25 protein-coding genes are annotated in these 25,363 nt (G+C 66.4%); 13 read left to right on the top strand and 12 right to left on the bottom strand.

The genetic code is table 11. From position 1 onward, the window contains the following. Nucleotides 1–9: 9 nt before the first annotated feature. Entirely contained in the window at nucleotides 10–1,377 is a 1,368-nt protein-coding gene (mgtE, locus tag AC1DEZ_RS20610; protein ID WP_441510955.1) for a magnesium transporter, read from the bottom strand. Between the two features lie 335 nt (nucleotides 1,378–1,712). Between mgtE and AC1DEZ_RS20605 the strand changes: the two genes are divergently transcribed. The 8 genes from AC1DEZ_RS20605 to AC1DEZ_RS20570 all read left to right on the top strand — a co-directional run bounded on the left by AC1DEZ_RS20605 (nucleotide 1,713) and on the right by AC1DEZ_RS20570 (nucleotide 8,781). Continuing rightward, nucleotides 1,713–2,375, top strand: a complete 663-nt coding sequence (locus AC1DEZ_RS20605; protein WP_441510954.1) for a glutathione S-transferase family protein — start codon at nucleotides 1,713–1,715, stop codon at nucleotides 2,373–2,375. Between the two features lie 73 nt (nucleotides 2,376–2,448). After that, the gene (locus AC1DEZ_RS20600; RefSeq protein WP_441510953.1) at nucleotides 2,449–3,375 is read left to right on the top strand and encodes a DMT family transporter; all 927 of its coding nucleotides are present in this window, start codon (nucleotides 2,449–2,451) and stop codon (nucleotides 3,373–3,375) included. A gap of 127 nt (nucleotides 3,376–3,502) precedes the next feature. Then, complete coding sequence (locus AC1DEZ_RS20595) at nucleotides 3,503–4,486, top strand: LysR family transcriptional regulator (protein ID WP_441510952.1); 984 nt, start codon at nucleotides 3,503–3,505, stop codon at nucleotides 4,484–4,486. Next, a complete protein-coding gene (locus AC1DEZ_RS20590) occupies nucleotides 4,486–5,004 on the top strand; it encodes a tripartite tricarboxylate transporter TctB family protein (protein WP_441510951.1) in 519 nt (172 codons plus the stop codon). Before AC1DEZ_RS20595 ends, AC1DEZ_RS20590 begins: the two co-directional genes overlap by 1 nt. Nucleotides 5,005–5,007: 3 nt before the next feature. Next, nucleotides 5,008–6,519 carry a tripartite tricarboxylate transporter permease gene (locus AC1DEZ_RS20585; protein WP_441510950.1) on the top strand — a complete coding sequence of 504 codons (1,512 nt, stop codon included), beginning with the start codon at nucleotides 5,008–5,010 and terminating at the stop codon, nucleotides 6,517–6,519. 65 nt (nucleotides 6,520–6,584) lie between these two features. Further along, nucleotides 6,585–7,559, top strand: a complete 975-nt coding sequence (locus AC1DEZ_RS20580; protein WP_441510949.1) for a tripartite tricarboxylate transporter substrate-binding protein — start codon at nucleotides 6,585–6,587, stop codon at nucleotides 7,557–7,559. A 239-nt stretch (nucleotides 7,560–7,798) separates the two neighbouring features. Then, entirely contained in the window at nucleotides 7,799–8,230 is a 432-nt protein-coding gene (locus AC1DEZ_RS20575; RefSeq protein ID WP_441510948.1) for a DUF1236 domain-containing protein, read from the top strand. Nucleotides 8,231–8,355: 125 nt separating this feature from the next. After that, nucleotides 8,356–8,781 carry a DUF1236 domain-containing protein gene (locus tag AC1DEZ_RS20570; protein ID WP_441510947.1) on the top strand — a complete coding sequence of 142 codons (426 nt, stop codon included), beginning with the start codon at nucleotides 8,356–8,358 and terminating at the stop codon, nucleotides 8,779–8,781. Nucleotides 8,782–8,927: 146 nt separating this feature from the next. Here AC1DEZ_RS20570 and upp read toward each other — a convergent pair whose 3' ends face one another. From upp to AC1DEZ_RS20540, 6 genes are all read right to left on the bottom strand, one after another. Beyond that, nucleotides 8,928–9,569 (bottom strand): uracil phosphoribosyltransferase, encoded by a 642-nt coding sequence (gene upp / locus AC1DEZ_RS20565; protein ID WP_441510946.1) that lies wholly within the window; start codon nucleotides 9,567–9,569, stop codon nucleotides 8,928–8,930. A gap of 37 nt (nucleotides 9,570–9,606) precedes the next feature. Further along, a complete protein-coding gene (locus AC1DEZ_RS20560; protein ID WP_441510945.1) occupies nucleotides 9,607–10,824 on the bottom strand; it encodes a URC4/urg3 family protein in 1,218 nt (405 codons plus the stop codon). A 28-nt stretch (nucleotides 10,825–10,852) separates the two neighbouring features. After that, nucleotides 10,853–12,115, bottom strand: a complete 1,263-nt coding sequence (locus AC1DEZ_RS20555; protein WP_441510944.1) for a GTP cyclohydrolase II — start codon at nucleotides 12,113–12,115, stop codon at nucleotides 10,853–10,855. A gap of 102 nt (nucleotides 12,116–12,217) precedes the next feature. Beyond that, entirely contained in the window at nucleotides 12,218–12,379 is a 162-nt protein-coding gene (locus AC1DEZ_RS20550) for a Thivi_2564 family membrane protein (protein WP_091855869.1), read from the bottom strand. 302 nt (nucleotides 12,380–12,681) lie between these two features. Beyond that, on the bottom strand, nucleotides 12,682–15,006 hold the full coding sequence (gene glyS / locus AC1DEZ_RS20545; RefSeq protein ID WP_476780567.1) for a glycine--tRNA ligase subunit beta: 2,325 nt from the start codon (nucleotides 15,004–15,006) through the stop codon (nucleotides 12,682–12,684). Then, nucleotides 15,006–15,923, bottom strand: a complete 918-nt coding sequence (locus AC1DEZ_RS20540) for a glycine--tRNA ligase subunit alpha (RefSeq protein WP_441510942.1) — start codon at nucleotides 15,921–15,923, stop codon at nucleotides 15,006–15,008. The genes glyS and AC1DEZ_RS20540 overlap by 1 nt, the downstream gene beginning before the upstream one ends. Before the next feature lie 258 nt (nucleotides 15,924–16,181). Here AC1DEZ_RS20540 and AC1DEZ_RS20535 point away from each other — a divergent pair, with 258 nt between their 5' ends. The 3 genes from AC1DEZ_RS20535 to AC1DEZ_RS20525 all read left to right on the top strand — a co-directional run bounded on the left by AC1DEZ_RS20535 (nucleotide 16,182) and on the right by AC1DEZ_RS20525 (nucleotide 17,308). Then, entirely contained in the window at nucleotides 16,182–16,451 is a 270-nt protein-coding gene (locus tag AC1DEZ_RS20535) for a hypothetical protein (RefSeq protein WP_441510941.1), read from the top strand. 132 nt (nucleotides 16,452–16,583) lie between these two features. After that, nucleotides 16,584–16,859, top strand: a complete 276-nt coding sequence (locus tag AC1DEZ_RS20530) for a hypothetical protein (RefSeq protein ID WP_441510940.1) — start codon at nucleotides 16,584–16,586, stop codon at nucleotides 16,857–16,859. 155 nt (nucleotides 16,860–17,014) lie between these two features. Further along, nucleotides 17,015–17,308 (top strand): hypothetical protein, encoded by a 294-nt coding sequence (locus AC1DEZ_RS20525; protein WP_441510939.1) that lies wholly within the window; start codon nucleotides 17,015–17,017, stop codon nucleotides 17,306–17,308. Here AC1DEZ_RS20525 and AC1DEZ_RS20520 read toward each other — a convergent pair. Together AC1DEZ_RS20520 and AC1DEZ_RS20515 are read right to left on the bottom strand one after the other, a co-directional pair. Further along, the gene (locus tag AC1DEZ_RS20520) at nucleotides 17,299–18,081 is read right to left on the bottom strand and encodes a tRNA1(Val) (adenine(37)-N6)-methyltransferase (protein WP_441510938.1); all 783 of its coding nucleotides are present in this window, start codon (nucleotides 18,079–18,081) and stop codon (nucleotides 17,299–17,301) included. The two genes, AC1DEZ_RS20525 and AC1DEZ_RS20520, sit on opposite strands and share 10 nt — an antisense overlap. Next, entirely contained in the window at nucleotides 18,074–18,298 is a 225-nt protein-coding gene (locus tag AC1DEZ_RS20515) for a putative signal transducing protein (protein WP_476780566.1), read from the bottom strand. The genes AC1DEZ_RS20520 and AC1DEZ_RS20515 overlap by 8 nt, the downstream gene beginning before the upstream one ends. Nucleotides 18,299–18,437: 139 nt before the next feature. Between AC1DEZ_RS20515 and AC1DEZ_RS20510 the strand changes: the two genes are divergently transcribed. Next, a complete protein-coding gene (locus tag AC1DEZ_RS20510; protein ID WP_441510936.1) occupies nucleotides 18,438–19,454 on the top strand; it encodes a polyprenyl synthetase family protein in 1,017 nt (338 codons plus the stop codon). Nucleotides 19,455–19,548: 94 nt separating this feature from the next. Here the strand turns inward: AC1DEZ_RS20510 and AC1DEZ_RS20505 are convergent, their stop codons facing one another. The 3 genes from AC1DEZ_RS20505 to AC1DEZ_RS20495 form a co-directional block, all read right to left on the bottom strand. Continuing rightward, the gene (locus AC1DEZ_RS20505; RefSeq protein ID WP_441510935.1) at nucleotides 19,549–20,418 is read right to left on the bottom strand and encodes a 4-(cytidine 5'-diphospho)-2-C-methyl-D-erythritol kinase; all 870 of its coding nucleotides are present in this window, start codon (nucleotides 20,416–20,418) and stop codon (nucleotides 19,549–19,551) included. A gap of 36 nt (nucleotides 20,419–20,454) precedes the next feature. Continuing rightward, nucleotides 20,455–22,221: a tetratricopeptide repeat protein gene (locus tag AC1DEZ_RS20500; RefSeq protein ID WP_441510934.1), complete on the bottom strand. Its 1,767-nt coding sequence runs from the start codon at nucleotides 22,219–22,221 to the stop codon at nucleotides 20,455–20,457. 452 nt (nucleotides 22,222–22,673) lie between these two features. Next, nucleotides 22,674–24,353, bottom strand: a complete 1,680-nt coding sequence (locus tag AC1DEZ_RS20495) for an electron transfer flavoprotein-ubiquinone oxidoreductase (RefSeq protein ID WP_441510933.1) — start codon at nucleotides 24,351–24,353, stop codon at nucleotides 22,674–22,676. Nucleotides 24,354–24,526: 173 nt separating this feature from the next. Between AC1DEZ_RS20495 and AC1DEZ_RS20490 the strand changes: the two genes are divergently transcribed. Then, a complete protein-coding gene (locus AC1DEZ_RS20490; RefSeq protein ID WP_441510932.1) occupies nucleotides 24,527–25,342 on the top strand; it encodes a uracil-DNA glycosylase in 816 nt (271 codons plus the stop codon). The last annotated feature ends 21 nt before the right edge of the window (nucleotides 25,343–25,363 follow it).

Raw genomic sequence — 25,363 nt, 5'->3', positions numbered from 1 at the left:
CCCCTCCGGTTACAGCAGGGTGCCGGTCAGGATCGCGGCAGCGACGCCGAAATAGATGACTAGGCCGGTAACGTCGACGAGCGTCGCCACGAAAGGCGCCGAGGCGCTGGCGGGGTCGAAGCCCAGCCGCTTCAGCGCGAAGGGCAGCATCGAGCCGGCAAGCGAGCCGAAGGTGACGATGCCGACCAGTGCGCCGCCCACCGTCGCGGCGACCAGCATCCAGTGCGGCCCGTAATCGTAGAGACCGAGCCACTGCCACACCATGATCCGAACCACGCCGATCACGCCGAGAATGGCGCCGAGCGTGAGACCGGTCGGCAATTCGCGTAGCGCAATCCGCCACCAATCCTTCAGCGTGACCTCGCGCAGCGCTAGCGCGCGGATGATCAGCGAGGTCGCCTGCGAGCCGGAATTGCCGCCCGAACTCATGATCAGCGGGATGAACAGCGTCAGCACGATCGCCTTCTCGAGCTCGCCCTCGAAATACTGCATGACCGAGGCGGTCAGCATCTCGCCGACCAGCAGGATCGAGAGCCAGCCCGCGCGCTTGCGGATCATCGAGAGGAAGCTGATCTCGTTATATGGCTGGTCGAGCGCCTCCATGCCGCCGAGCTTCTGCACGTCCTCGGTCGTCTCGGCGATCATCGCGTCGATGACGTCGTCGAAGGTAACGATGCCGATGATGTGCTCGTCCGCATCGACGACCGGAACGGAGAGCAGGTCGTATTTCGTGATGAGCCGCGCCACGTCCTCGCGATCGACCTCGGGCGCGACGGTGATCGGCTTGTGCGCCGGGACGACCGACTCGACCGGCGCCTCGGGATCGCCGGCGATCAGGCGCCGCAGCGAGACCGCGCGCACCAGCTTGCGCGTCACCGAATCGAGCACGTAGATCGCGTAGACCGTCTCGCGCGAGCGCTCGACGCGGCGGATATGATCGAGCGTTTGCTGCACCGACCAGTTGCTGGGCACGCTGACGAACTCGGTCGTCATGATCGAGCCGGCACTGTGCTCGGGATAGGCCAGCAGCTTCTTGAGATCGGAGCGGGTCTGGCGGTCGATGCGGCCGCTCAAACGCTGACGTGTCTCCTCGTCGAACTCCTGGAAGACGTCGGCCGCGCGGTCCGCCGACATGGCGGAGAGCAGCGCACCGGCGCGCTCGTCCGCCAGCATCGCCAACGCTTCGGCCGCAGCGGTAAATTCGGGCTGATCGAGCACCTCGACGGCGCGGTCGAAAGGCAGTTCCGCCAGGACATGGGCGATCGTCGCCTCGTCCTGTTCGTTCAGCGTCTCGACGATGTCGGCGACGTGCTCTTGCGCCAGCGTCTGGGCCAGCGTCACGGCGAGGAGGTCCGTCGTGGCGACAGTATCATTCATGGCTCTATTCCTTGCGATCGGGCCGTCAGGGCCGGATCGCAGGCGAGCCGGGTAACCCGGTCAGGCGCGCGAGGCGGCGGCAGACGGCTTCGACTGTCGGCTGGGACTGTCGCTTGGCATCGGGTCGGGGTTTCCTGTGAGCAGCCGGCCGCGAAGGCCGGAAGCAGGAGGCCAATGCACCCGCCAAACGCCTGCGTCAAACGGTTTTTTCGATGCCGCGACCGAGGCATCCCGCATTGGCGCGACGCCAGCGTGCGCCTAAGGTCGCTGCGACGGAATCGGCCTGCTCGCCGGATCAGGTCGCCCGCACGCCATCTCTCACCGGAATCCCGCCGATGTCCCTGACGATCTACGGTTGCTATCGTTCACGCGCGACGCGCGTCATCTGGCTCGCCAACGAGCTTGGCCTGCCCTTCACGCATGTGCCGGTTATCCAGGCCTATCGCGTGCCGGATCAGAACGCACCCGGCGTGCCGCTGCACACCCGCAGCGCCGAGTTCCTGAAGATCAATCCGAACGGCCACATCCCGAGCATCGACGATGACGGCTTCAAGCTGCACGAATCGCTGGCGATCAATCTCTATCTCGCGCGCAAGCATGGCGGGCCCCTGGCACCGCAGAACGCACAGGAGGAAGGCCTCGCGGTGATGTGGTCGCTCTGGGCGGCGACGGAGTGCGAGACCCATGCGCTCAACCTGCAGTTCCACCTTGCCGCCTATCCGCCGGAGAAGCGCAGGCCGGAGCTGGTCGAGGCGGCCCTTGCCGCCCTGCCCGGCCCCTTCGCGGTGCTCGACAAGACGCTGGCCGAAGGCAACGGCTATGTCATGGGCGGCCGCTTCACCGTTGCCGATATCAATGTCGCGGAGATCATCCGCTATGCGAAGCCGGCGACGCAGCTCTTCGACGCCGCGCCGCGCGTCAAGGCCTGGCTCGATGCCTGCCAGGCGCGGCCGGCCTTCAAGGCGATGTGGCAGGCGCGCGACGCCGAAGCCGCCTGAGACAGGAAACGGGTGGAGCACGAGCCGGGGCGAGCCTATCGCTCCGGCTCGTTCCTTTTTCAGCAGGTTCGCCATGTCCGCCTCCCCCGCCGCGCAGCCTGCCATGGATCTCAGCGACTGGCTGCTGCTCCTGCTGCTCTCGCTGCTGTGGGGAGGCGCCTTCTTCTTCGGCAAGATCGCCGTCGCCGAATGGCCGCCGCTGGCCGTGGTGCTTGCGCGCGTCGGCATGGCTGCAGCGGCGCTGCTTCTGGTCGTCCGGATTTCGGGATTGTCGATGCGTGTCGGCAGGCCGATGTGGCTCGCCTTCTTCGGCATGGGCTTGCTCAACAATCTCATTCCGTTCGGGCTGATCTTCTGGGGACAGACCCAGATCGCCAGCGGCCTCGCCTCGATCCTCAACGCCACGACGCCGCTCTTCGGCGTCGTCGTCGCCCATCTCTTGGGCCAGGACGAGAAGGCAACGGGGCTCAAGCTCGCCGGCGTGGGCGCCGGCATCGTCGGTGTCGCGATCCTGATGGGCCCCGATGCGATCGGGGGGCTCTCGGGAGCGCTGCTGCCGCAACTCGCCTGCCTCGCCGCCGCCCTGTCCTATGCCTTCGCGGGCCTGTTCGGCCGGCGCTTCCGCAGCCTGCCGCCATTGGTCACGGCCGCCGGTCAGGTCAGCGCGACCACGCTGATGACCATTCCGCTGGTGATCCTCTTCGACCCGCCCTGGCTGCTGCCCGCACCACGCGCCGAGGTCATGTTCTCGCTTATTGGGCTCGCGCTGCTCTCGACGGCTCTCGCCTATGTCATCTTCTTCCGGATCATGCGCCGCGCCGGCGGCACCAACGCCATGCTGGTGACGTTCCTGATCCCGGTCAGCGCCATTCTGCTGGGTTCGCTGTTCCTCGGCGAGGCACTGCAGCCGCGGCACTTCCTGGGGATGGCGGCCATCTTCGCCGGGCTTGCCCTGATCGACGGCAGGCTGTTTCGCATGAGGCGCACGCGGCCGGCATGAGCCCGAAGAGTTTATTGCCAAAAAATTATGAATTACGGTAGGGTCGACTTGTCGGCTGGAGGCGCTAAGGGCACGTGCCACTGACAGAGATATCGCGGGAAGCGATACTGGGGAACAGGGGACGGCCATGGATGTGCGGCAACTGCGATGTTTCATCGCGGTCGCGGAAGAGCTGCATTTTGGCCGCGCGGCCGAGCGGCTCGGCGTCGCGCCTCCTGCCCTGTCGCGCCAGATCAGCGCTCTCGAGGACGAGCTCGGCGTCAGCCTGCTGACACGGACCACCCGCCAGGTCGCGATGACCCGCGCCGGCTTGATCATGCTCGAGGAGGCCAAGGGCATCCTCGTCAAGATGGAGCACGCTTCCCGCGCCGTGCGCGAGGCCTCGCTCGCCTCGGGCAAGGTCCTGCGCGTCGGAGCGATCGACGCGGCCTCCTCCAGCTTCGTCCCGGAAGCGCTGGTGGCCTTCCGGGCCCGCTTCCCGGGCATCGAGATCAAGTTCGTCGAGGCGATGACGGCCGCACTCGTGCAAATGCTCGAGTCCGGCAAGCTAGACCTCGCGCTGACCCGTCCGCCGCGCAAGCCGACGGACTGCGCCTTCGAGATCCTGCGGGTGGAGCGCCCGCTCGTGGTGCTCAACGAGGCCCATCCGCTCGCCGCCCGCGAACACCTGACGATGCTCGATCTCGTCGGCGAGCCCTTCGTGGTGCCGTCCAAGCGCATCCGGCCCTACGCCTATGATCTGGTCATGGCTTATTTCGAAAGCGTCGGCGCGGTGCCGAACGTCACCATCGAGGCGACCGAGAAGCCGGCGATGATGTCCGCGGTGGCGGCCGGGCTCGGCATGGCGCTGGCGCCGGACTGGGTCTCGCGCCTCTCCTTCCCCGGCGTGACGATGCGGCGTCTGCGCGGCGCATTGCTCGATCCGCCACCGCCGGGCGCACTGGTCGGCGTCGCCTGGCGTCCCCAGCAGAAATTGCCTGCACGCGACGATTTCCTTGCGATCCTGCGGGAAAGCGTGACCTTGCTCGACGAGCGCCACAGCGTCCTCACCCCTTCCCCCAAAACGCAGAAGCGGAACACCCGCCCCGGATCGCCAGTCGGAGGAGCCTGATGAGTCTCAATCAGATAGAACGGGCGCAGGGTTTGCGCATAAGATCGACGCAGGATTTGGCCGGCGGCCTGTTCATGGTGGTGCTGGCGATCGGTGCCTACATCTTCGCCTGGGATCTTCCGGTCGGCACGCTGCGCCAGCTCGGTCCCGGCATGCTGCCGAAAGCCTTCGCGGCCATCTGCGGCGCGCTCGGCATCATGCTGGCCGTCGCCTCGCTGCGCTACAACGGCGAGAGCCTCTCGGGCTGGTCCTGGAAGGGCATCTTCTTCGCGCTCGGCGGCGCCTGCCTGTTCGGGCTGACCATCCGCGGCTTCGAGTTCGGCCCGATCCAGATCCCGGCACTCGGCCTGCTCGTCTCCGGGCCGCTACTCATCTTTTTCTCAGGGCTGGCGGCAGATGACCGCAAGTTCAAGGAGCTGCTGATCTTCGCGTTGGCGATGTCGGCCGCCTGCATTCTTCTCTTCAAATACGCGTTGAGCCTGCCGATCCCGCTCGCGCCCTGGCTACTGGGTATCTGAGCGATGATGGATACGCTTGCCCATCTTTCGCTCGGCTTCGGCGTCGCGCTGACGCTCAAGAACATCGCTCTCTGCTTCGTCGGCTGCCTTGTCGGCACACTGATCGGCGTCCTACCCGGCGTCGGGCCGATCGCGACGATCTCGATCCTGCTGCCGATCACCTTCGGCCTCGATCCCACCGGCGCGCTGATCATGCTCGCGGGCATCTACTACGGCGCGCAGTATGGTGGCTCGACCACCGCGATCCTTGTCAATATCCCGGGCGAGGCGACCTCGGTCGTTACCACACTCGACGGCCACCAGATGGCCAAGCAGGGGCGTGCGGGCGTCGCGCTGGGCACCGCGGCGCTCGGCTCCTTCTTCGCCGGCTGCGTCGCGACCCTGTTCATCGCTGCGCTCGGCGCGCCACTGACCAAGATGGCGCTGCTCTTCGGCCCGGCGGAGTATTTCTCGCTGATGGTGATGGGCCTGTGCTTCGCGGTGGTTCTGGCGCGCGGCTCGATCCTGAAGGCCTTCTGCATGATCATGCTTGGCCTGCTGTTCTCGACCGTCGGCACCGATCTCGAGACGGGGCAGGAACGCCTGACCTTCGGCATACCGGCGCTCTCCGACGGCATCGACTTCTCGGTGCTCGCGATGGGCGTGTTCGGCTTCGCGGAAGTGCTGCGCAACCTCGAGAGCCCCGAGGCGCGCGACGTCGTCAAAAACAAGATCGGCCGGCTGCTGCCGGGCTGGGAGGACATCAAGCAATCGGCGGCGCCGGTACTGCGCGGTACCTTCATCGGCGGCATCCTCGGCATCCTGCCGGGCAATGGCGCCGTACTCGGCCCCTTCGCCAGCTATACCGTCGAGAAGAAGATCGCCAAGGATCCCTCGCGCTTCGGCAAGGGCGCGATCGAGGGCGTGGCGGGGCCGGAATCGGCCAACAATGCCGGCGCCCAGACCGCCTTCATCCCGCTGCTCACCCTCGGCATCCCGCCGAATGCGGTGATGGCGCTGATGGTCGGCGCGATGACGATCCACGGCATCATTCCCGGCCCGCAGGTCATGACCCGCAACCCCGAATTGTTCTGGGGCATGGTCGCCTCGATGTGGGTCGGCAACCTCATGCTGCTCATCATCAACCTGCCGCTCGTCGGCATGTGGGTGAAGCTGCTGCAGGTGCCATACCGGCTGATGTTCCCGGCGATCCTGATCTTCTGCTGCATTGGCATCTACTCGGTGAACAACCAGCCGCTCGACGTCGCCTTCACGGCGCTGTTCGGCCTGTTCGGCTACCTGCTGATCAAGCTCGGCTTCGAGCCCGCCCCGATGCTGCTCGGCTTCGTGCTGGGCAAGCTGATGGAGGAGAAGCTACGGCAGGCGCTGATCATCTCGCGCGGCTCGTTCTACACCTTCATCGACTATCAGAACCGGCCGATCTCGCTCGGCCTGCTGATCGTCGCCGTCCTCGTGCTCGCGATCGCTCTGCTGCCTGCGATCTCGAAGAAGCGCGACGAAGTCTTCACCGAATGACGGGGTTGCCGCCCCGGCGCCAACCCCATCAATTTCATTTCAAGCAATCTCTGGGAGGAATGCTGATGAAGAAGTTCGTTCTCGGCCTCGTCGCGGCAGCGGCGCTGGCCTTTACCGGCAGCGCGCAGGCGCAGGGCTATCCGACGAAGCCGATTACCATGATCGTGCCCTTCGCGGCCGGCGGCCCGACCGACATCATCGCCCGCATCGTCGCCGACCACATGTCCAAGACGCTCGGCCAGCAGATCGTCATCGAGAACGTCGCAGGCGCCGGCGGCACGACCGGCATCGCGCGCGCCGTGACGGCCGCGCCCGATGGCTACACCATCGCGATGGGCCATCTCGGCACCTTCTCGGCGGCGCCCGCCACCTATCCCGGACTGAAATACGACCCAATCAACGGCATGCAGACGATCGGGCTCGCCGGCGGCACGCCGATCCTGATCGTGGCGCGGAAGAGCTTCGAGCCGAAGGACCTCAAGGCGTTCGCCGACTATGTGAAGGCGAACCCGGACAAGGTGAACGAAGCCCATGCCGGGCTCGGCTCGGTTTCCTGGACCACCTGCACCCTGCTCAAGGGCGTCCTCGGTACGCCGAAGATCAACGCCGTCGCCTATCGCGGCACGGGTCCTGCCCTGAACGACCTCGTCTCCGGCCAGGTCGACTTCATGTGCGACCAGATCGTCTCCGTTGCCGAGCAGGTCCGCGCCAACACCATCAAGGCCTATGCCGTCGCCTCGGCCCAGCGCTCGCCGGCCCTGCCCGATGTTCCCACCACCAAGGAAGCCGGCCTGCCCGACTACCAGATCGAAGCCTGGAACGGCATCGCCGGCCCGAAGGGCATGCCGAAGGAGGCCGTGGACAAGCTGGTCGACGCGCTGAACAAGGCGCTCAACGACGAAGGCACCAAGAAGCGCCTGCTCGACCTCGGCACCGTTCTGCCGACGGCTGAGGAGCGCACCCCGGCCGGCTTCGCCACGCTGATCAAGCGCGATGCCGACAAGTTGACGCCTGCTCTCTCGGCCGCCCCGAAGCAGTGAGGCCAACCCAGTTCGATCGTCTTCGCGGCGGGCCTCGTGCCCGCCGTTTTCATTTTGAGCGATAATCTGCGCCCGATGGGCGAACCCGCCGCCTTCCGCAATGAACTGACAAGTCATTGCTGCGGCTCATCTTCTCGCCGACGATCGCAAACGTTAACATCTCGTGACCCCATTTTTGGGGAACTGTTTCGGCTTGCTGCAGTTTTCCTTCCCGAAGTTCACTTCGAAAGGAGAAAGCCATGATCAAGAAGCTCGCTCTTGTTGCCGCGTTGACCATTACGCCTGCCGTTGCCTTCGCCCAGAGCCAGCCTTCGGGCGGTGCGGTCGGTGGCGCGACCAGCGGTGCGGCGGCCGGTGCGGTTGGCGGCGCTGTGGTCGGCGGCCCGGTGGGCGCTGTCGTCGGCGGCGTCGGCGGCGCCGTGGTCGGCGCGATCGTCGGCGATGCTGCCGAGCCCCGCTTCCGCACCTATGTCGTCGAGCAGCGCGTTCCGTCCTATAGCTATGCCGAGCCGGTGGCTGTCGGCACCGTCCTGCCGGCGCAGGGCGTCGTCTATCACCGCGTACCGGCCGAGTACGGAGCGTCCGCCTCGCGCTACAACTACACGGTGGTGAACGATCGCACCCTGATCGTCGARCCGCAGACGCGCCGCGTGGTCCAGATCATCCAGTGACGCCAGTCTCTACGGAATGGCCCGCCTCGGCGGGCCATTCTCGCTTTTGTGATCGCCGCGGCACGGAACTGCCGCAGAAGGCGCGCATTCTGGCTTTGGGGCTAGGCAGTTATCGGAGGTCGATCATGATCAAGCGGATTCTGTTGGCTGCGGCTTTTGCAGCCATTCCCGCAACCGTTTTCGCACAAAGCATGGGGCCTATCATCCGCGACCCCGCAAGCGGCGGCTTCACTCATGACCCGGCCCTTGTCGGCACCGAGACGAACATGATGCCGTTCGACGTCTTCGCGCCACCTCTTCGGCGGGATCCCGCCGGCGGCACGATGATCAACGACGACGCAGGCTTCCGGAACTATGTGACGGCGCAGCATATGCGGTCATATCGCTATGGCGAACCGGTCGTGATCGGCACGGTGCTACCGGCGCGCGGCATGGTCTATCGCAATGTGCCCGCGGCATATGGCGCACCCGGCTATCACTACACGATCGTGAACGGCGAAGCCGTCGTCGTCGAGCCGCGCACCCGCCGCGTGGTCGAAATCATCGAATGACGCTGGATTGCCGCGCGTCCGGCCGGACGCGATGACGGCGATCAATCCATTGTTGTCGCATCGATTCCGAAAAGTGACGTCCACTTTTCGCCCGGTGCGAAGGCCGGAAAGGCCCTTGCCCGTGGCGGCATGGGCCTTCCCGGTGCTCAGCGCGTACCGAACATGCGATCGCCTGCATCCCCGAGACCCGGCACGATGTAGCCGTGATCGTTGAGGCGCTCATCGATCGCGGCGGTCCAGATTCGGACATCGGGGTGCGCGCTGCGCAGATGAGCGATGCCTTCGGGCGCCGCCAGCAGACAGACGAACCGCAGATCCCGGGCGCCCCGCTCCTTCAGACGCTCCACCGCCGCCACGGCGGAATTGGCGGTCGCGAGCATCGGGTCCATCACCACGATCATGCGGTCTGCGATGTCGGATGGAGCCTTGAAATAATACTCGACCGCCTGGAGCGTATCGGGATCGCGGTAGAGGCCGATATGGGCGACGCGCGCGGCCGGCACCAGCTCCAGCATGCCGTCCAGGAAGCCGACGCCCGCCCGCAGGATCGGCGCGAAAACCATCTTCTTGCCAGAGATGACCGGCTGCATCGACTTCTGCAGCGGCGTCTCGATCTCGATCATCTCGGTCGGGAGATCGCGCGTCACCTCATAGCAGAGCAGCATGCCGATCTCATTGAGAAGCTGGCGGAAGCTCTTGGTGGAGCGGTCCTTCTCGCGCATCAGCGTCAGCTTGTGGCGGACGAGCGGGTGATCAACGACGGTGACGCCGTCCTGGCTCGAAGTCATACGCCGGCTACCCCTTTTTCTCTCGAAACTCTGCTCGTCAAAATACCGTGCCATCGCTGACAATGGTCAAGGGCGGACCGCCATCCACACGCTTTTCACGCGCGATCCGCCGGCCGGCAGCCCAGGTACCACCTTCGAGCACCTTGGCGAGCGGCAAATCCTCGCGTGAGCGGCCGAGGCGCTTGCGGATCAAGAGTCCGATTTCGTCGAGCAGCGCCACCGTCAAAGCTCGCCATTCGACGACCAGCGGCGAGGAAACCTCATGCGCCTTCGCCCGATCCGCCTCGTCCTTGAGCGCGATCACGCCGCTATCCAGAAAGAGCCCGCCATTGCGGTATTCGGGCAGGCCGGTGAGATCGTCAATGTCGATGACGGCGATGCCGGCCCATTGCAGCGGTTCGATCAGCGAGTAGGTCAGCCATTGCGACAATTTGTGGAAAGGCACGAGCCCTTCCGTGACCTCGCCCGGCGCGATCAGGGGATGGCGCCAGGTATCGCCGAGCGCAACACCAGCGAGCGTCAGGCGCGAGGGCCAGATGCCGCCGAAGGTCGCGAGCACCTCGCCGAGCATATGCGCAGCTCGCAGCGTGCCGGTGTCGGCGGCAGCTGCGAAACGGCCGAAGAGTTCGCCGGGGCGCGACAGGCCCTGTCGCTCCAGCTCTTCGCCGAGGCGGTTGAGCAGAGCGGCCCGCCCCTCCAGCGCCAAGAGCGGATTGTCCGGACCCACCTGAAAACCTTGTGCCAGCGTCGCCGCATCGAGCCGCTTCAGCCCTGCGGCGTCGGCGCGAAGCGGATCGGCAGGATCGCTGGAGAACAGGCCGGCGGCGAACATGTCGAGCGAAGCCAGCGCCAGCCCCTCGGACCGGCCGATCTCGCGGCCCGTAGCAGGATCGCGGTAGCGCCAGTCGGGGCCCGCACCGGCATCGAGCAGGACGCTGACCACGGCAAGATCATAGGCAGCGCGGCCGCGAGCGGCGGAGTCCGCGAAGCCGGCGGCCTGATCGAGCCGTTGCCAGCGATCATCGCCCGCGACGACGAAGTGGCGCCAGCGCGCATGGAAGGGGATTTCGAGCGTGGGATAGTTCGCCCGGATTGTCTCAAGCACATAGTCGGCGCAGGCTTCCAGCCGCTCGGTCTGGACGCTGAAATGCAGCAGCTGGCCGGCAAGCCCGAGCTCCAGCATCTCCCGCGCGCGCTCGCGGACGGCAGCAGGTTTCAACAGGGCGCGGAACGCCTCGGTATCGCGGTCGGGCATCGTCAACTCGGGTAGATGCGGGGCAGGATCAGAACTTCTCGAGGCCACGGCCGACGGTGGCCTTGAGCGCATTGTCGCCGGGTGTGCCGTCCGGCGAATAATAGCCCGCAGCCTTCTTGGCCTCGATCTCGACCGATGCGTCGGGCGGGATCAGCTCAGGCGGGATCGCGACGCGCTCGCCGATGGTGATGCCGCTCTCGACCATGGCGTCATATTTCATGTTCGACATGGACATCAGCCGGTCGATATGGGTGACGCCGAGCCAGTGCAGCACATCCGGCATGAGCTGCTGGAAGCGGGCATCCTGCACGCCGGCGACGCATTCGGTGCGCTCGAAATAGGTCGCGGCGGAATCGCCGCCCTCCTGGCGCTTGCGCGCGTTGTAGACGAGGAACTTGGTGACTTCGCCGAGCGCCCGGCCCTCCTTGCGGTTGTAGACGATCAGGCCGACGCCGCCGCTCTGCGCTTCCCGCACGCATTCCTCGATGCCGTGGATGAGATAGGGCCGGCAGGTGCAGATGTCCGAACCGAAGACGTCTGAACCGTTGCACTCGTCATGGACGCGGCAGGCGATGCGCTTCTTTGGGTCGGCGAGCGCGGAGACCTCGCCCATGACATAGGCGGTGATCGAGCCGATCGGCGGCAGGAAGACCTTGAGGTCCGGCCGCGTCACCAGCTCGGGATACATGCCGCCGGTCTGCTCGAAAAGCGTGCGCCGCAACTCGTTCTCGGTGGCGCCGAAGCGCTCGGCGATGCCCGGCAGATACCAGACCGGATCGACCGCGATCTTGGTGACGGAGATGTCGCCCGACGGATGCAGGATGTTGCCGTCTGCGGCGAGGCGATGCGCGCCCATGGCGGCGAGAATCTCGGGCAGGTTGAGCCTGGCCTTGGTGATCGCGATCGAGGGGCGGATGTCGATGCCCTCCCCGATCAGCTTGCCGAAATCCTTCGCCACGGTATGGCCGAAGGGATCGAGCGAAACGATCTTCTTCGGATCGGCCCATTGCGGCTGCGGCGAAATCTCGGCCGTCGGATAGGTGTTGGTCAGGTCCGGGCGCTGCGAGGGGTTCATCGCACGGGCCGAGATCGCCAGCGCGCGGTAGACCGAATAGGAGCCGCCATGGGCGCCGATGACGTTGCGGTCGGCCGGGTTGGTGGTCGAGGCGATGATCGGGCCGCGCTCGGCGGCGGTGGGGGCGCCCCACCGGATCGGGAAGCGCACGGCAGCGCTGCCGGGCTCGGGATGGGAGGTCAGCCTGATATGGCCGTTACGGTTCGGCGCGTTCATCGCAGGTCTCGCCCTGAAACAGGAAGGGCCCCGGGACGGGAGCGTCCGGGGCCCTCTGGACCTCAAGAAGTCTGTACCAGCGCGTGGACGCCGTCAATCGCCTTAGAAAACAGCGAGATAGCGCAGCAGAGAGATGATGCCGATCACAATGACGATGATCTGCACGACATTCTTGATCTGCCCGTCGAGCGGCAGCATCCGCACGAGATAGAGCACAAGGCCGATCACGAGAACGGTGATCAGCAGCGAAATCAGAATGGACATGCTTTCAGCCCTTTATCTCGGCCGGTGGCCGGCCCCCCGGGAGCCCTGCCGCGACGGATTCGCGACCTGTCAGCCCCGCCGAGAGAACGTTGCAGGGTGGGAATAGGTTCCGGTGCGGGGTTTGCCGGCGAAGGAGACGGGGCGGTTTCCGAATGAACGCGGGGCCGCAAACGAAGACCCCTCTCCCGGATGGGAGAGGGGTAGGGGTGAGGGAAGGACGGAAAACCAGTCCGGCACGGAACCAACCGCAGCTGCGGAGAGGGCAAGGGCGACCGACGGCAGGCCCTCACCCCTACCGCGCCTTATCCTGCGATGCGGTCGAAATCCGCCACGGCTCGTGTCGCCTGACGGAGTTGGTTGAGCAGCTTCAGGCGGTTGGCACGCTGGGCCGGATCGGGATCGTTGACCGTGACCTTGTCGAAGAAGGCATCGACCGCCGGGCGCAGTTCCGCCAGCGCGGCCATCGCGCCCTCATAGTCTTCGGCGGCGACGGCAGCCTCGGCCTTCGGCGTCGCCTGCGCCAGCGCGACGGCGAGCGCCTTCTCCTCGATCAGGCCGGCTTCTGCAATCAACTGCAATTCGGGCGCCGCGGAAAAAGCGCCCTCCCCGTCCTTCTTCTCCTCGGCCTTGAGGATGTTGGCGGCGCGCTTGTAGCCCGCGAGGAGGTTCTTCCCGTCCTCGGTGTCGAGGAAGCGGCCGAGCGCGGCGACGCGGCGGGTGATGAGGAGCAGGTCGTCGTTGTCTGACGGGCCGTCGCCGATCACCGCATCGACAAGGTCATGCCGCGCGCCGCGGTCGCGGAGCATGATTTTCAAACGGTCGTGGAAGAAGGAGAGGAGATCATAGGTTTCACTCCAATACCAACGAGATCCTGCCCATTTGATGTAGGTCTCGATGCCCACCGCACGGGCTCGAGCACTTTTAAAAGAGTGCAAAGCTTCTTCCGCGTCCAGCTCTACCAGCTTTGCAGCGAGAGCTTCTAGTTCGGCAGTCTTCTCCGAAACACCAGCAACCATCTTGCTGGTGCGAAGCGGATTGAGGACTGGCATAAGCCCCAGCCGCACCCCGTTCTCAACCACCAGCCGGATCACGCCCAGCGCCGCGCGACGCAGCGCATAGGGGTCCTTGCTGCCGGTCGGCTTCTCGTCGATGGCCCAGAAGCCCACCAGCGTGTCGAGCTTGTCGGCCAGCGCCACCGCAACCGAAACCGGATCGCTCGGCACACGGTCGGACGGGCCGAGCGGCTTGTAGTGCTCCTCGACCGCAGCGGCGACCGAAGCGTCCTCGCCCTGCAGCTCGGCATATTTCCGGCCCATCAGGCCCTGCAATTCCGGGAACTCGCCGACCATCTCGGTCGGTAAATCGGCCTTGGCGAGCTTGGCGGCGCGCTCGGCCTTCCCCGGGTCGGCGCCGACGATCGGCGCCAACTCCTTCGCCAGCGCGGCGATGCGCTGGACGCGCTCGCCCTGCGTGCCGAGCTTGGCGTGGAAGACGACGCCGAGCTTGTCGAGCTTGGCCATGCGCTGGTCGAGCGGTTTTGCGAGATCGAGCCCGAGCTTTTCGGCGCTCTCCTTGAAGGTGTCGAGGTCGGGCAGCGAGCCGCGATCGGTCTGCCAGAAATAGGCGGCGTCCGAGAGGCGCGCGCGGACGACGCGGCCATTGCCCGCGGTGATCGCCGCGCCGCCGTCGCTGGCGAGGAGGTTCGAGACCAGGATGAAGCGATTGGCGAGATCGCCTGTCGCCGGGTCGCGCAGCACGAAGCATTTCTGGTTGGCGCGGATGGTGGCGCGGATCGCTTCGCCGGGGATGTCGAGGAAGCGCTCCTCGAAGGAGCCCATCAGCACGACCGGCCATTCGACGAGGCCGGCGACCTCCTCCAACAGCCCCTCGTCCTCGACGAGRTCSAGCCCYTGCGCGAAGGCGAGGTTGCGGGCGTCGGTRAGGATGATYTCCTTGCGCCGGTCGGCATCGAGCACGACCTTSGCCTTCTCCAGCGAGGTCACGTAATCGTCGAGACGCTTCACCGTGATCGGGCCGGGCGCATGGAAGCGGTGGCCGTAGGTCGTGTTGCCGGAGACGATGCCGTCGACCTCGAAGGGCACCACCTCCGGGTCCTCGGTCTCGGCGCCGAAGGTGCAGAGGATGGAGTGCAGCGGGCGCACCCAGCGCAGGCTGGCGCCGGCCGCCGAAGCCTTGCCCCAGCGCATCGATTTCGGCCAGGGGAAGGCGCGGATCACGGCGGGGACGATCTCGGCGATGGCCTGAACCGTTTCCTGGCCGGGCTTCTCGATGATCGCGACGTAGCTGTCGCCCTTCTTCGGATCGCTGACGATGGTCGCTTGGTCGAGCGAGGCAAGGCCGGCAGCCTTGAGGAAGCCCTGCACGGCGGCATCGGGCGCGCCGACGCGCGGGCCCTTGCGCTCCTCGCGCACGTCGCGGCCGCGCACCGGCAATCCGGCGATATGCAGCGCGAGACGGCGCGGCGTGACGAAGGCCTTGGCGCCCTCATAGACGAGGCCGCGCTCGACCAGCGCATCGGTGACGAGCTTCTTGAGGTCCTCACCGGCCTTGCGCTGCATGCGCGCCGGGATTTCCTCGGAGAAGAGTTCGAGCAGGAGATCGGGCATCAGATTGCTCCCCCGCCGGCGGTCTTCAGCCAGGCCGCGCCGCAGGCCTTGGCGAGCTCGCGCACGCGCAGGATGTAGCTCTGCCGCTCGGTGACCGAGATCACGCCGCGCGCATCGAGCAGGTTGAAGATGTGGCTGGCCTTGATGCACTGATCATAGGCCGGCAGGGCAAGTTGGTGGCGAGGCTGGTTGTCGCCAGACGCCGGCTCACCGGCAGCGAGCAGCGCCTTGCACTCGGTTTCGGCGTCCGTGAAATGCTGGAACAGCATCGCGGTGTTGGCGTGCTCGAAATTATGCCGCGAATATTCCTGCTCGGCTTGCAGGAAAACGTCGCCATAGGAGATGCGGTCCTCGCCATCGAGGCCGTTGAAGTTGAGGTCGTAGACGTTCTCGACGCCCTGGACAAACATCGCCAGGCGTTCGAGACCATAGGTCAACTCGCCCGCGACCGGCGCGCATTCCACGCCCGCGACCTGCTGGAAATAGGTGAACTGGCTGACTTCCATGCCGTCGCACCAGCACTCCCAGCCGAGCCCCCAGGCGCCCAATGTCGGGCTCTCCCAGTCGTCCTCGACAAAGCGCACGTCATGCAGGCCGAGATCGACGCCGATCGCCCTAAGCGAGTCGAGATAGAGCTGCTGCAGATCCGGCGGCGACGGCTTCAGGATGACCTGGAACTGGTAGTAATGCTGCAGCCGGTTGGGGTTCTCGCCGTAGCGGCCGTCCTTTGGGCGGCGCGAGGGCTGGACATAGGCCGCCTTCCACGGCTTCGGCCCGAGCGCGCGCAAAGTCGTCGCCGGGTGGAAGGTGCCGGCGCCGACCTCCATGTCGTACGGCTGCAGCACCACGCAACCTCGCTCGGCCCAGAAGCGCTGCAAGGTCAGCAGCAGCCCCTGGAAGGAGCGGGTCGGGTCCATCGCCGGGGAAGAAGCCGGGATGCTGGAAAGCGAATGTGGCGCGGGGGCGGACAAGATGCCTGCAACCTTCCGATAACAAGGGAATTGCGGGGTGATTAGGGTTCGGACCGATCAGGGTCAAGCGCAGGCCGGAACCGCAGCCGGACAGATTTCGTTCATAACCCGTCTGCTAACCACGAGACGCCGCATGATCAGCAATGTTCGGGGGCGAGCATTGGATCGATGAGCAGCGGCTGAATAATGAAGGAGTTATAGCCCATGTTGACAACCCGCATCATTGCCGCCGCCTTTGGCGCGGCAACCTTGCTCGGTGCCGCCATGAGCAGCGCCCCCGCTTCCGCTGTTCCGATTTCGGCTGGCACGGCGTTGGGCTCAGGCGCCGAGACCGGTCTCGTCCAGCAGGCCTGGCACCAAGGCCGCCCGCATTACGGCCCGGGCCGACCGCATGTCCGTCGCTGCTGGACCGAATCCCGCCGCGTCTGGAATGGCCGCCGCTGGATCGTGCGCCAGCAGCGCATCTGCCGCTAAGACGGCCAACCGCCTCGATGAAGGCAAGCTGAACGGCGCGGTTTCGCGCCGTTCAGGTGTGACGGCCTAGCTTCGCACAAGGGACGACAAGTCAGCCATCGGCACGGCCGGCGGCAATCGATGGAGAACACGATGTTCCGGACAACGCTTCTCGCCGCTGCCGTGACAGGCGCGCTCGGCGGCTTCGCCATGATGGCCGCCCCGGCCTCGGCAGCACCGGTCGCCGCTCCCGCCGGCCAGACGGCGCAGGCCGGCCAGGGCCTGATCGAGCAGGCTCAATATTACTATCGCGGCCCGCGCCGGAATTATGGCCCGCGCCCCTATTATCGTCCGCGCTGCTTCTGGTCGGAACGGCGGGTGTGGAACGGCTGGCGCTGGGTGGTCCGCCCGGTGCGGGTCTGCCGCTGAGGTTGACGCATTGCAGCCATGATTCGCGGCTCAATGAAGGCTCGCTGAACGGCGCGGTTTCGCGCCGTTCAGGTTAAGGGGGATAGTTTCCCCTCCCATGGACGGCGTTGGTCAGCGCAAGGCGAGACCGTCGACGCCATCGCACGGAGGATATCATGTTCAAGACGATGCTTTTCTCCGCCGTGACGGCCGGCGCGCTGGGCATTGCAGCCCTCACCGCCGCCCCGGCTTCCGCGGCGCCGGTCGCGGCTGCGCCGAAGGTCGATCTCGCAGGCGGCATGGTGCAACAGGCGCAGTACTATTACGGCCCGCGCCGCTATTATGGCCCGCCGCGCCCCTATTACGGCCCGCCGCGCTACTACGGCCCGCGCCGCTATTACGGTCCGCGCTATTACGCGCCGCCGCCTCCGCCGCCGATCTTCGCGCCGCCGCCGCGCTACTACTGGTAAGAGTCGAGGCGCGCCCGCCCACGATGCACGGCCTCGCTCTCGGCCGTGAACCGGCCATCAGGTTCATTGATCACGAAAGCCGGCAGCAGCTCTGCCGGCTTTCTGCTGTTCAGCACCGCCGTGACGATAACGCGAATCGCTGGCTTGTCGGCGACGCCGTAGACCGGCCGGATCGCGACGGCACCGAAGCCGGAGGCGAGGCCGGCGAGCAGATCGGGCAGCGCCTCGGCCCGATGGATGATCGCGAGCAGGCCGCCCGGCTTCAGAGCCCGCCGCGCGGCACGTAGCCAGGGCCCAAGATCGCTCTCCGCCACATGGGCCGCCCGGCGGTTGGCAGTCGGCGAGGCACGCGTCCCGCCCTGCGGATAGAAAGGCGGGTTCATCGCGACCGCGTCGCAGGAAGCCGGCTTCAGTCCCGCCACTTGCAGTTCGGCCGCCGGCGCTGTGACGTCTGCCGCGATGACAATCCCGCGATCTGCCATGCCATTCAATGCCAAGTTCTGCGTCGCCAGAGCCGCCAGTTCCGGGTCGCGCTCCAGCAATGCGATCCGCAATGCCGGCCGCAGCAGCGCAGCCGCGAGCGCCACCGTCCCGACGCCCGCGCCGATATCGAGGAGCGTTCCGCCATCGAGCACGGGCAGCGCAGCCGCGAGCAGGATGGCGTCGGTGCCGGCGCGGTGGCCCTTGCGCGGCTGGCGCAGGCGAAGCCGGCCGTCGAGCAGCCGATCCTCGACGATTTCACCCAACGCAAACGGCGTCTCCACCTCACTCATTGCGCAGCTCGGCTCCGTAGCCGGCTTCGACCAGAAGGGCCCGCGCCCGGCGCTTATCCGCCTCGCGCACAAGGAGCCGGCGTGGAAAGGCGCCGGTCATGCCCTCGAGGGCGCTGATATGCTGGTCTGCGATCAGGCAATCGAGCCCGGCCGATTCCAGCAGGGCCTCGACGGCGCCGAGCAGGATGAGGTCGTTGGTGCGCATGAGTTCGTGCATCGCCCCATGGAGCCCAACCCGCCCCCTTCGCGCAAGCTGCGGCGTCGCGACGGTTTGCAGGGGCTGGCGTCCCATGCAACGGTTGTGGCATGGCTGGCGCGCGTCGTGCCGGCGCAGGGATCGGACTCGGAGTGCTTCTGTGGGTGTCGTCGTCTCCCTTGAGGAACGGGAATCGAATCAGGCGAGCATCGAGCCGCTGGTCGCGTTGACGCGTGCCGATGTGGAGCGGGTCAATGCGATGATCCTGTCGCGCACCGGCTCCGAGGTCACGATGATCCCGGAGGTCGCGAACCACCTGATCTCCTCCGGCGGCAAGCGCCTGCGGCCGATGCTGACGCTCGCCATGGCCGATCTCTGTGGCTATCGGGGCGAAGGCCATGTCAAGCTCGCGGCTTCCGTCGAGTTCATGCACACCGCGACGCTGCTGCACGACGATGTCGTCGACGAGAGCGACATGCGGCGCGGCAAGCTCGCCGCCCGCATGCTCTGGGGCAACGAAGCCAGCGTGCTGGTCGGCGATTTCCTGCTGGGCCAGGCCTTCAAGATGATGGTCGAGGTCGGCTCACTGCGGGCGCTCGATATTCTCTCCACGGCCGCGGCGGTCATCGCCGAGGGCGAGGTTCTGCAACTCTCCGTCGCCAAGAACACCGAGACGACCGAGGACGAGTATCTCTCGGTGATCCGCGGCAAGACGGCCGAGCTCTTCGCCGCCGCCTGCGAAGTCGGCCCGGTGATCGCCAATTCCTCGAAGGCGGACGCCGCCGCCTGCCGCAGCTACGGGCTCAATCTCGGCATTGCCTTCCAGCTCATCGACGACGCGCTCGACTATGGCGGCGTCGCGGCGAAGCTCGGCAAGAACACCGGCGATGATTTCCGCGAGGGCAAGATCACCCTGCCCGTCGTGCTCTCCTTCCGCCGCGGCGACGAGACAGAGCGCGCCTTCTGGAAGCGCACGCTTCAGGACGGCGAGATCCGCGAGGGCGACCTGGAAGAAGCACGGGCGATCATGCGCCGGCACAAAGCACTCGACGACACCATCGCGCGCGCCGAGCATTATGCCCGCATGGCCAAGGATGCGCTTGGCCTGTTCCCAGCCTCGCCGATGAAGCAGGCGCTCAACGCCGCTGTCGATTTCTGCGTGGCGCGGGCGCACTGAGGCGGCATAGGTCCGGGCCTTGACCCGTCCCTCTCAGAAACCAGCCTTTTTCTGGGAGAGTTGCTCGGGGCAAGCCCGAGCATGACGGACGACGTCAGCGCAGCAGAGTCGGCTTCGCCCACCAGCCCGGCTGTGTCTTTGCCAACGCTCGTGACGCATCGGCGCTAGCCCTGCAATCGTCGAACAGGGCGAAGCAAGTCGCGCCGGAGCCGGACATGCGCGCCACTCGGCAGCCCGGCAATTCCGCTAGCCGCTCGAGAACGAGGTCGATCACGGGTGCGACATGCCTCGCCGGAGCCGCCAGATCGTTATCGGAAGCTGCGAGCGCGTGGTGGAACGCCCCTGTCGACACAGAATCAGGCGCGGTGCGCGAGACCGCGATCTTTTGCCCCGGTGTCAGGCCCAGAGCGCGGAACACCGCGGCCGTCTCGACCGGAACGCCCGGGTTGACCAGCACAGCGAAGAGTGGCGGCAGGCGGAGCACCGGCCCAAGCCTCTCACCGATGCCGGCCATCAGCCGCGCCCGCGATTCGAGGCAGACCGGCACGTCGGCGCCGATCTTTGCCGCGATGTCCAGCAGGACCTGATCGGTTTGAGCGATGCCGTTCAGCCGCGCGACGAGGCGCAACGCCGCGGCCGCGTCAGCCGAGCCGCCACCGATCCCCGAAGCGACAGGCAGTCGCTTGACGAGATGGAAGCGCCCCAGACGCAGGCCTGGACGGGCGGTCGCGAGCGTCCGCGCAGCACGCAGGACGAGGTTGTCGTCCGCGTCAGACAGCCCCGCCGCGCGCGGGCCGGTGATCGACAGAGATAGCGGCGCATCCGGCTCCAACGTGAGCTCGTCACCAACCCCGGCGAAGGCAACCAGGCTTTCGAGCTCGTGATAGCCGTCCGCGCGCCGGCCCAGGACCCGCAGGTCGAGATTGACCTTGGCGCGCGCACGCGTCGTCAGCGGTAGAGCCACGGCCGCTCCCGGTTCAGCCCGGCGACGGGATCGGCGTCAGCCGCCGTCCTTCTTGGCGTCGTCGGTCACGTTGGCGGACGGGCCTTCCAGCCCGTGCTCGATCTTGCGTTGGATCTTCTCGAGATCCTCCGGCTCGGGCTTGAGATCGCGCGCGTGATTCCACTGGAACTTCGCCTCGAGCTGGCGGCCGGTGCGCCAATAAACATCGCCGAGATGGTCGTTGATCACCGGGTCCGAGGGGCGCAGCTCAGCCGCGCGCTCGATCTCGCGCGCGGCATCCTCATAGCGCCCGAGCCGGTAATAGGCCCAGCCGAGCGAGTCGATGATGTAGCCGTCGCGCGGACGCAGCTCCACGGCGCGGCGCAGCATGCCCAGTGCCTCGTCGAGCTTCAGATGCTTGTCGACCAGCGAATAGCCGAGATAGTTCAACACCAGCGCGCGCTCGCGGCCGAGCGGATCGGGCAGGAGTTCAAGAGCCTTGCGCAGATCGGCCTCGGCCTCCGGCCAACGGTTGATGCGTTCCCGGGCGATGCCGCGGAAATAGTACAGATCCCAGTTGGCGCGGCCGGGGGACGCGAGCTTGTCGATGGCCTTGTCGTAGGCGGCGGCCGCCTCGGCGAACTGCTTGCGCGAGCGATAGATGTTGCCGAGCGCCGCGAGCGCATCGACATCGTCCGGCCGCTCGGCGATGACCTTCTCCAGGTGCTTCACCGCCTCATCGGGCTTGCCTAGGTTCTCCAGCGCGAGGCCCGCCTGGATCTCGGCGTTGGACCGCAGCGGCGAGGAGGCCGGCATCTTGTCATAGACCGCGACCGCGTCCTCGGGCTGGCGAGCCCGCTCGAGGATGTCGCCCAGCGTCAGGATGGCGAGGTCATGGCCGGGATCCAGGTAGATCGCCATGCGCAGATAGAGAAGCGCTGCGGCTTCGTCGCCCTGCCGGTTGCCCGCGCTGGCGAGCCCGTAGAGAACTTCGGCCGCGCCCTGCTGCGCGGTCTGGATCTGACGCGGCGGTGCCTCCTTCTTCGACACCAGCGACATGCCTTCGCGGATGATCGGATGATTCGGCAGCAGCCGGTCGAACTCGGCGTAAGTGACTGCCGCGCCGGCAAAATCGCCGCTGCGGGCCTGGAAGCGCGCCCAGAGGTCGACGAGGCGCAACGTGGTCTTCTCGGCGTCGTAGGCGGCCTTCAGCCGCTTTTCGGCCTCGGCCTTGCGCCCGGCTGCGTCGAGAATCAGGCCGGCATGATAGTCGCGGAAGAGGTTGTAGGAGGGCTCGCCCTTCAGACGCTCCAGCGTCTCGATGGCGCGCTTGGCGTTACCCGATCCAAGGTAGGACCAGGCGGAGAGCAGCGTCGCCGTGATGTCGGCCGCCCGGCCGCGACCGCCGCGCTGGAGGTGATTGCGGGCGGTCTGGTAGCTCTTCTGCTTGATCGAGCGGATGCCGATGACGAGCTGCGCCAGGCCATTGCTCGGATCCTGCTGGATCAGCTTGTCGGCGGCGCGGAAGGCGTCAGGCATGGCGCCATCGGCGAGAAAGGCGACGAAGGCGCGCTCCAGCAACTCGCTGTTGCGCGGATCTTCCCGCACGGCTTCGCGCAGATAGACCGAGGCCGCGCCGAGATCGCGCGAGGCGCCCGCCACGATGGCGGCGAGATAATTCCCTTCGAGGCTGTCGGCTGGCTCCAGCGAATCAGACGAACGCGGCGCGGTCGCTCCCTGGGCCGCAGCGGCCACGGGCAAGACCATCAACAACGACAAGGCAGCAGCCGTACCGGAGGCACGCACCTTCTTCAGAAATGTCACGACTGCTGTTCTCCCTCGGTCCGCCGCCCAAATGCTCCGGGCGCTCCTTCGGCGGACCGTGATGGCTCGCGTAGGCCGCCAAGATGGCGGTTTCCGGGCGGGCGGGCAAGCGGGGCCCTGCGCGAATGCGGCGGCTTCGTAGCGGCGGCGCAACAGTCCCCGAAGACCCGTTTTTCCCGGAGGCGTACAGCGAGAAAACATTGTCCGCCGGCACAAGGATAGCGACTCTCTATCTCCCCTGCTTGCAGCTCAGGCAGCGATCATTGTCGGGACCGTTCCGAGGATGAAGACTGATCTGAACTCTGCCGCAACGGCTCTTCTCTTCGGCTTCGCCGCGGACAAGCCGGAGCCGGCAGCTCCGGCCGTGCGCAAAGGCCGAACCACCATTTCCAAGCATGAAAGGGCGCACCTCGCAGCGCGCCCTTGTTCGCAGGACTCTCAGAGAGAGCCGATCACATATTCGCGTAGCCGGGCCCGCCGCCGCCTTCCGGCACCGTCCAGGTGATGTTCTGGGCGGGGTCCTTGATGTCGCAGGTTTTGCAGTGGACGCAGTTCTGCGCGTTGATCACGAAGCGCGGATTGCTCTTCGTCTCGGCATTCTCGTAGACGACCTCGTAGACGCCTGCCGGGCAGTAGAGCCGTGCCGGCTCGCCATAGACAGGCAGGTTCTTCGCGATCGGAACCGACGGATCGGTCAGCTTCAGGTGAGCCGGCTGGTCTTCCTCGTGATTGGTCGAGGAGAGGAAGACCGATGACAGCTTGTCGAAGGAGATCTTGCCGTCCGGCTTCGGATAGGTGATCGGCGTCACCTCGGCGAGCGGCTTCAGCGTCGCGTAGTCGGGCTTTCCGTGCTTCAGCGTGCCGAAGGGCGACCAGCCGAAGAGCTGGTTCAGCCACATGTCGACGCCGCCGAGCCCGATGCCGATGAGCGTGCCGAACTTCGACCAGAGCGGCTTGACGTTGCGGACGAGCTTCAGGTCCTTGCCGATGGCGCTGTCTCGCCAACTCGTCTCGATCTCGACGACCTCGTCATGGCTGCGGCCCGCCTGGAGCGCCGGCACCAGCTTCTCGGCCGCCAGCATGCCCGACAGGATGGCGTTGTGGCTGCCCTTGATGCGGGGAACGTTGACGAAGCCCGCGGCGCAGCCGATCAGCGTGCCACCCGGGAAGGTCAGCTTCGGCACCGACTGGAAACCGCCCTCGGTGATGGCGCGCGAGCCATAGCCGATGCGCTTGCCGCCCTCGAAAGTGTCTCGGATCAGCGGATGGGTCTTGAAGCGCTGGAACTCGTCGAAGGGCGAGAGAGTCGGGTTCTGGTAGTTCAGATGCACGACGAAACCGACCGAGACCAGATTGTCGTCGAAATGATAGAGGAAGGAGCCGCCGCCGGTGCCATTGTCGAGCGGCCAGCCGAAGGAGTGCTGGACCCGGCCCTTGTGGAACTTCTCCGGCTTGACCTGCCAGAGCTCCTTCAGGCCGATGCCGTATTTCTGCGGCTCGCGGCCGGCGTCCAGGCCGAATTTCCTGATCGCGATCTTGGAGAGCGAGCCACGCGCGCCCTCGCCCAGCAGCGTGTAGCGGCCGCGCAGCTCCATGCCGCGGGTGAAGCGGTCCGAGACGGTGCCATCCTTGGCGATGCCCATGTCGCCGGTCGCGATGCCGGCGACAGAACCGTCCTCGTTGAACAGCAGCTCGGCGGCGGCGAAACCGGGATAGATCTCGACGCCGAGCGCCTCTGCGCGCGCACCCAGGAACTTCGCGACCAGCCCGAGCGAGCCGACGAAATTGCCGTGATTGTTCATCAGCGAGGGCATGCCGAAATTCGGCAGGCGAAGACCGCTCGGCTGGGTCAGGAAATAGAAGACGTCTTCCTTGACCTCTGTGGTCAGGGGGCGCTCGGGATCGTCGCGCCAGTCGGGCACCAGACGGTCGAGGCCGATCGGATCGATGACGGCGCCGGAGAGGATATGGGCGCCGACCTCGGCCCCCTTCTCGACCACGACGACCGAGATGTTCTCGTCGAGCTGCTTCAGCCGGATCGCAGCCGCCAGACCAGCAGGACCGGCGCCGACGATGACGACGTCATAGTCCATGCTCTCGCGCGGTTCGCTCTGCGCTTCCTTGAGATCCATCCTGCCCTCCGCCTTGGCAACCCGCGTCGCGCGATTAGTTTATATATGAACTATTATGCCGACTCGTTCAACGCTCGGCTTCCGTCCAGTCTGGACCCCTCTATCCAAGTGCCCGTTCCATTTTGCAACTGCGTTGGCTCGCGAAGCGGCGTTGCAGCGTATAGGATGCGGCCATGAGCCTGTCCGATACAGCCGGCCCCGACGCGCCAGACCCTTACGAGATTTTGAGCTGGTACGCCGAGATGGGCGTGACCGAGGCGCTCGACGAGGCGCCGCGCAATCATTTCGCCGAGCCGCCCCCCTCCGCCGGCGCCGGCCAACCTCGCCTGCGCTCGTTGCCGGGCCGTCCGGCCGCTCCCGCCCGGCCGATCGCGGCGGCCGCCACGGCGCCCGACGACGCAACCCTCAACGCCCGCGCGCTGGCCCGCGAGGCGCGCACGCTCGACGAGTTGAAGGAAGCGCTCGCGAAGTTCGAAGGCTGCGCCTTGAAGGCGACAGCCAAGAATCTCGTCTTCGCCGATGGCAACCCGGAAGGCCGGGTGATGATGGTAGGCGAGGCGCCGGGCGCCGATGAGGACCGGCTAGGCTTCCCCTTCGTCGGCCGCTCCGGCCAATTGCTCGATCGGATGCTGGCCTCGATCGGCCTCAGCCGCCAGAACGACGTCTACATCGCCAATCTCCTGCCCTGGCGTCCGCCGGGCAACCGCACGCCGACGCCGCAGGAGGTCGCGATCTGCCTGCCCTTCATCCAGCGCCAGATCGAGCTCGCCGACCCCGACATCCTGGTCTGTGTTGGCGGCCCCTCGGCGCAGGGGCTGCTCGGCTTCAGCGGCATCCTGCGCTCGCGCGGGCAATGGGTGGAATACGATACCGGCTCGCGCCGCATTCGCGCCATTGCGACGCTGCACCCGGCCTATCTCTTGCGGCAGCCGCTGCAAAAGCGCCTCGCCTGGCGCGACCTGCGCGCGCTCAAGGCTGCGCTCGCATAGGCTCCCGGAACCGAAGTCGGG

The organism is Allobosea sp. 10L422, from assembly GCF_056395345.1.
Note: the sequence above shows the minus strand (reverse complement) of the source record. Positions and strands in the feature narration are given on the sequence as shown.

Bases quoted from the DNA above. Each gene is read 5' to 3' on its own strand.
- AC1DEZ_RS20585 (WP_441510950.1), top strand. From the start codon at position 5,008: ATGATGGATACGCTTGCCCATCTTTCGCTCGGCTTCGGCGTCGCGCTG.
- AC1DEZ_RS20515 (WP_476780566.1), bottom strand. From the start codon at position 18,298: ATGCACGAACTCATGCGCACCAACGACCTCATCCTGCTCGGCGCCGTC.
- AC1DEZ_RS20555 (WP_441510944.1), bottom strand. From the start codon at position 12,115: ATGAACGCGCCGAACCGTAACGGCCATATCAGGCTGACCTCCCATCCC.
- AC1DEZ_RS20490 (WP_441510932.1), top strand. From the start codon at position 24,527: ATGAGCCTGTCCGATACAGCCGGCCCCGACGCGCCAGACCCTTACGAG.
- mgtE (WP_441510955.1), bottom strand. From the start codon at position 1,377: ATGAATGATACTGTCGCCACGACGGACCTCCTCGCCGTGACGCTGGCC.
- AC1DEZ_RS20580 (WP_441510949.1), top strand. From the start codon at position 6,585: ATGAAGAAGTTCGTTCTCGGCCTCGTCGCGGCAGCGGCGCTGGCCTTT.
- AC1DEZ_RS20570 (WP_441510947.1), top strand. From the start codon at position 8,356: ATGATCAAGCGGATTCTGTTGGCTGCGGCTTTTGCAGCCATTCCCGCA.
- AC1DEZ_RS20605 (WP_441510954.1), top strand. From the start codon at position 1,713: ATGTCCCTGACGATCTACGGTTGCTATCGTTCACGCGCGACGCGCGTC.
- AC1DEZ_RS20535 (WP_441510941.1), top strand. From the start codon at position 16,182: ATGTTGACAACCCGCATCATTGCCGCCGCCTTTGGCGCGGCAACCTTG.
- AC1DEZ_RS20560 (WP_441510945.1), bottom strand. From the start codon at position 10,824: ATGCCCGACCGCGATACCGAGGCGTTCCGCGCCCTGTTGAAACCTGCT.
- AC1DEZ_RS20520 (WP_441510938.1), bottom strand. From the start codon at position 18,081: ATGAGTGAGGTGGAGACGCCGTTTGCGTTGGGTGAAATCGTCGAGGAT.
- AC1DEZ_RS20530 (WP_441510940.1), top strand. From the start codon at position 16,584: ATGTTCCGGACAACGCTTCTCGCCGCTGCCGTGACAGGCGCGCTCGGC.
- AC1DEZ_RS20495 (WP_441510933.1), bottom strand. From the start codon at position 24,353: ATGGATCTCAAGGAAGCGCAGAGCGAACCGCGCGAGAGCATGGACTAT.
- upp (WP_441510946.1), bottom strand. From the start codon at position 9,569: ATGACTTCGAGCCAGGACGGCGTCACCGTCGTTGATCACCCGCTCGTC.
- AC1DEZ_RS20595 (WP_441510952.1), top strand. From the start codon at position 3,503: ATGGATGTGCGGCAACTGCGATGTTTCATCGCGGTCGCGGAAGAGCTG.
- AC1DEZ_RS20600 (WP_441510953.1), top strand. From the start codon at position 2,449: ATGTCCGCCTCCCCCGCCGCGCAGCCTGCCATGGATCTCAGCGACTGG.
- AC1DEZ_RS20525 (WP_441510939.1), top strand. From the start codon at position 17,015: ATGTTCAAGACGATGCTTTTCTCCGCCGTGACGGCCGGCGCGCTGGGC.
- AC1DEZ_RS20590 (WP_441510951.1), top strand. From the start codon at position 4,486: ATGAGTCTCAATCAGATAGAACGGGCGCAGGGTTTGCGCATAAGATCG.
- AC1DEZ_RS20550 (WP_091855869.1), bottom strand. From the start codon at position 12,379: ATGTCCATTCTGATTTCGCTGCTGATCACCGTTCTCGTGATCGGCCTT.
- AC1DEZ_RS20540 (WP_441510942.1), bottom strand. From the start codon at position 15,923: ATGGACCCGACCCGCTCCTTCCAGGGGCTGCTGCTGACCTTGCAGCGC.